General features: G+C 67.8%; 5 protein-coding genes. 2 read left to right on the top strand and 3 right to left on the bottom strand.

Annotated elements, in window-relative coordinates; genetic code table 11:
• Positions 1-105 precede the first annotated feature (105 nt).
• Together QN357_RS18285 and QN357_RS18280 are read right to left on the bottom strand one after the other, a co-directional pair.
• Positions 106-840 (bottom strand): ABC transporter permease, encoded by a 735-nt coding sequence (locus tag QN357_RS18285; protein WP_134449479.1) that lies wholly within the window; start codon positions 838-840, stop codon positions 106-108.
• Positions 837-1,643 (bottom strand): ABC transporter ATP-binding protein, encoded by an 807-nt coding sequence (locus QN357_RS18280; protein WP_134449480.1) that lies wholly within the window; start codon positions 1,641-1,643, stop codon positions 837-839. The genes QN357_RS18285 and QN357_RS18280 overlap by 4 nt, the downstream gene beginning before the upstream one ends.
• 171 nt (positions 1,644-1,814) lie before the next feature.
• Between QN357_RS18280 and QN357_RS18275 the strand changes: the two genes are divergently transcribed.
• A complete protein-coding gene (locus QN357_RS18275; protein WP_134449481.1) occupies positions 1,815-2,381 on the top strand; it encodes a LemA family protein in 567 nt (188 codons plus the stop codon).
• Between the two features lie 12 nt (positions 2,382-2,393).
• The gene (locus QN357_RS18270) at positions 2,394-3,278 is read left to right on the top strand and encodes a M48 family metalloprotease (protein WP_323505325.1); all 885 of its coding nucleotides are present in this window, start codon (positions 2,394-2,396) and stop codon (positions 3,276-3,278) included.
• A 9-nt stretch (positions 3,279-3,287) separates the two neighbouring features.
• Here QN357_RS18270 and QN357_RS18265 read toward each other — a convergent pair.
• Positions 3,288-3,529, bottom strand: a 242-nt coding sequence (locus QN357_RS18265; protein ID WP_323505324.1) for a DNA glycosylase AlkZ-like family protein, incomplete at its 5' end; no start/stop codon positions are given.

The raw sequence follows: 3,529 nt of genomic DNA, 5'->3' as shown, positions 1-3,529 counted from the left end.
CGCCGAAGTCCTCGTACCGCTGGCTCCAGAAGGTGCTCGCCGCCCGCTGACCGGCGTCCGGTTCCCGCCCGTTCCCGCCCGCCGAAATCCGCGGCGGGGGATGGGTCAGGGGGTGCGGCGGCGGAGCGTGATCGAGCCGACGACGACCGCTCCCACGATCCACGCCCCGATGATGAGCAGTTCGCCGCCGATGTACGCGGCGTCCTGCGAATTCGAGGCGACCGCCTGGAGGGCGTCGATCGCGTGCGAGAGCGGAAGCCAGTCGCTGATGATCCGCAGGGCGTCCGGAAGCTGGTCGCGGGGGAGGAAGATACCGCCGAGCAGGATCTGCGGGAACACGAGCGCGGGCATGAACTGCACGACCTGGAACTCGGTGCGGGCGAACGCGCTCGCGAGCAGCCCGAATGTCGTGCCGAGAACCGCGTCGGCGACGGCGACCGCGAGAAGCAACCAGACCGAACCGGCGATCGTGAGGCCGCAGACCCAGACCGCGTACCCGACCGCGACCGCGGACTGCAGCACCGCGAGCAGCCCGAAGGCGAGGGTGTAGCCGAGGATGAAGTCGCCCTTGCCGAGCGGCATCGAGAGCAGCCGTTCCAGCGTCCCGGTGCGGCGTTCCCGCAGGGTCGTGATGCTCGTCACGAGGAACATCACGATGAACGGGAACAGGGCGATCATCGCCGGCCCGATCCTGTCGAACACGGGCGTGTCGGAGAAGATCCACGCCACCAGGCCGATCAGCAGGCTCGGGACGACGAGGAGCAGCACGATCGTGCGGGGGTCGTGCCGGATCTGGGCGAGCACCCGTCCGGCCGTTGCGAGCGTACGGCGCGGGTTCACAGCGCACCATCGAATCCGGTCGACCCGGTCCCGGTCGGCCGGCCTTCGGACGACGGGTCATCGGCTTGCGGGTCTTCTGGCGACGGATGCCGCCGGATCAGGCTCAGGAACGCCGCCTCGACGTCGTCGGTCGCGGTCGACGCGAGCAGCCCGGCCGGGGTGTCGTCTGCGAGGATCTCACCGTCCCGCATCAGGAGCAGCCGGTCGCAGCGGCTCGCTTCGTCCATGACGTGGCTCGACACGAGCAGGCTCGTCCCTCCGGCCGCGAGCCGGTGGAACAGCTCCCAGAGCTCCACCCGGAGGACCGGGTCGAGGCCGACGGTGGGTTCGTCGAGCACGAGCAGCTCGGGGGACCCGAGCAGGGCGCCGGCGAGCGACACCCGGCTGCGCTGGCCGCCCGAGAGCGAACCCGCCAGCTGGCCGGCATATCTTCCCAGGTCGGTCGCGTCGATCACCCGGTCGACATCGCTCGCGGGGGCGCCGAGCACCGACCGGAAGTACCTCAGGTTCTGCCGCACGGTGAGATCGTCGTAGACACTCGCATCCTGCGTGACATAGCCGACCCTGTTCCGGAGCGAGACGGAGCCGGCGGGGCGGCCGAGCACGGTGACCTCCCCGGACTGCACGAGCTGGACGCCGACGATCGAGCGCATCAGGGTCGTCTTGCCGCATCCGCTCGGCCCGATCAGGCCCACGACGAGGCCACGGGGCACCGTGAGGCTCAACCCGTGCAGCACCGGATGCCTGCCCCGGCGGGCGAACAGGTCCGTCACGTGGACCGCGGGTGCAGACAGATGGCTCATGCCTTTGATTATTCGCCGGTTCGGCCGGAAAGAACCATGGATCGGGGGTGTTTCTTGGAGTCTGGTGGGAAGCGGATGAGAGTGTCAGGCGGCGTCGTTATGATGGCACCATTGTTCGTATGCCGCCGCGGCCCGCTCGCTCGCACCGCTGAAATACAAGGAGACGCTGCCATGGAATGGCTCATCCCGCTACTCATCGTTGTTGTGCTTGTCGTCATCGTCGGAATCTACTTCTGGGCGACGTACAACTCCCTCGTGACCCTCAAGGTGCGGGTGGACGAAGCGTGGAGCGACATCACGGTGCAGCTCAAGCGGCGTGCCGACCTCATCCCGAACCTCATCGAGACGGTCAAGGGCTACGCGGCGCACGAGAAGGCGGTCTTCGAGAACGTCGCCAAGGCCCGCGCCGAGTCGATCAGTGCGACGACCCCTGCGGATGCCGCAGCCGCCGAGAACCACATGCAGTCCGCCCTGCGCAGCATCTTCGCGGTCGCGGAAGCGTACCCGCAGCTCCAGGCCAGCCAGAACTACCTGCAGCTGCAGGCTGAGCTCGTCGACACCGAGGACAAGATCCAGGCGTCGCGCCGCTTCTACAACGGCGGGGTGCGGGAGCTCAACACGAAGATCCAGGTCTTCCCGAACAACCTGATCGCGAAGAACCTCGGATTCACCCAGCGCGACTTCTTCGAGGTCACCGACTCCGCAGCCATCGCGGAGCCGCCTCGCGTCCAGTTCTAGCGGCAGGCCCAGATGTACAGTGCGATCGCGCGGAACAAGCGCAACACCGTTTTCATCATCATCCTCTTCCTGGGGATCATCGCCGGCCTCGGCTGGATTGCCAACGCCGTCTACGGTCGCGGCGGCTACGGCATCCTGATCCTCACGATCGTCGTCGCCGCGGGTTACGCCCTCGTGCAGTACTTCGCGGCCGGGCGCCAGGCGATCGCGATGAGCGGCGGCATCCGGGTGAACAGCAAGGCGGAGCATCCGCGGCTCTGGAACACCGTCGAGAACCTGTCGATCACGACCGGAACGCCGATGCCGGAGATCTACATCATCAACGACCCCGCGCCGAACGCGTTCGCGACCGGGCGCGACCCGCAGCACGCGATCGTCGCCGCGACGACGGGCCTGCTCGCCATCATGGATGACTCCGAACTCGAGGGCGTGATGGCCCACGAACTCGGGCACGTCCGCAACTACGACATCCGGGTGTCGATGGTCGTGTTCGGCCTCGTCGTCGCGGTCGGCTTCATCTCGGACATGTTCCTGCGGATGGCGTTCTTCGGTCGCAATAACAACAACAACGGCAACCCCGTCGTGATGGTCTTCGGCCTGGTCGCGATGATCGTGGCACCGCTCGTCGCCAGCATGGTGCAGCTCGCCGTCTCCCGGCAGCGCGAATACCTCGCCGATGCCACGAGCGCGCTGACGACGCGGCATCCGGATGCCCTCGCGAGCGCCCTCGCCAAGCTCGAGACCTACGGGCGCCCGATGCAGAAGCAGAACACGTCGATGGCGCACCTGTGGATCGCGAACCCGCTCAAGCCCGGCATGATGGCGAAGCTGTTCAGCACGCACCCGCGGATCGAGGACCGGATCGACCGCCTGCACGCCATGGGCAACAAGTTCTGACGACTGCGCTCAGGCGAGAAGGGCGGCGAGTGCCGGCGCGAGAGTACCCCGCTGCGCGACCGTGATCTCGGTGAGCCCCTGCCAGAGGGCGGTCGCGCGCAGCACCGGCGCGAGGCGCTCTGCGGTGTCGGCCGGGGCATCCGCTTCGGCCCACGCCGCCTGAACGCGCAGCACGCCGGCCTGCCGGTCGTTCTTGAGGTCGACGCGCCCGACGAGGGTGTCGCCGAGCAGGATCGGCAGCGAGTAGTACC

The organism is Cryobacterium sp. RTC2.1, from assembly GCF_035018685.1.
GTDB classification, from domain to species: Bacteria; Actinomycetota; Actinomycetes; order Actinomycetales; family Microbacteriaceae; genus Cryobacterium; species Cryobacterium glucosi.
This window is presented reverse-complemented; position numbering and strand designations above follow the sequence as displayed.

What these genes read in the sequence shown, in the direction of transcription:
- QN357_RS18275 (WP_134449481.1), top strand. Translation starts at nt 1,815, where the DNA reads ATGGAATGGCTCATCCCGCTACTCATCGTTGTTGTGCTTGTCGTCATC.
- QN357_RS18280 (WP_134449480.1), bottom strand. Translation starts at nt 1,643, where the DNA reads ATGAGCCATCTGTCTGCACCCGCGGTCCACGTGACGGACCTGTTCGCC.
- QN357_RS18270 (WP_323505325.1), top strand. Translation starts at nt 2,394, where the DNA reads ATGTACAGTGCGATCGCGCGGAACAAGCGCAACACCGTTTTCATCATC.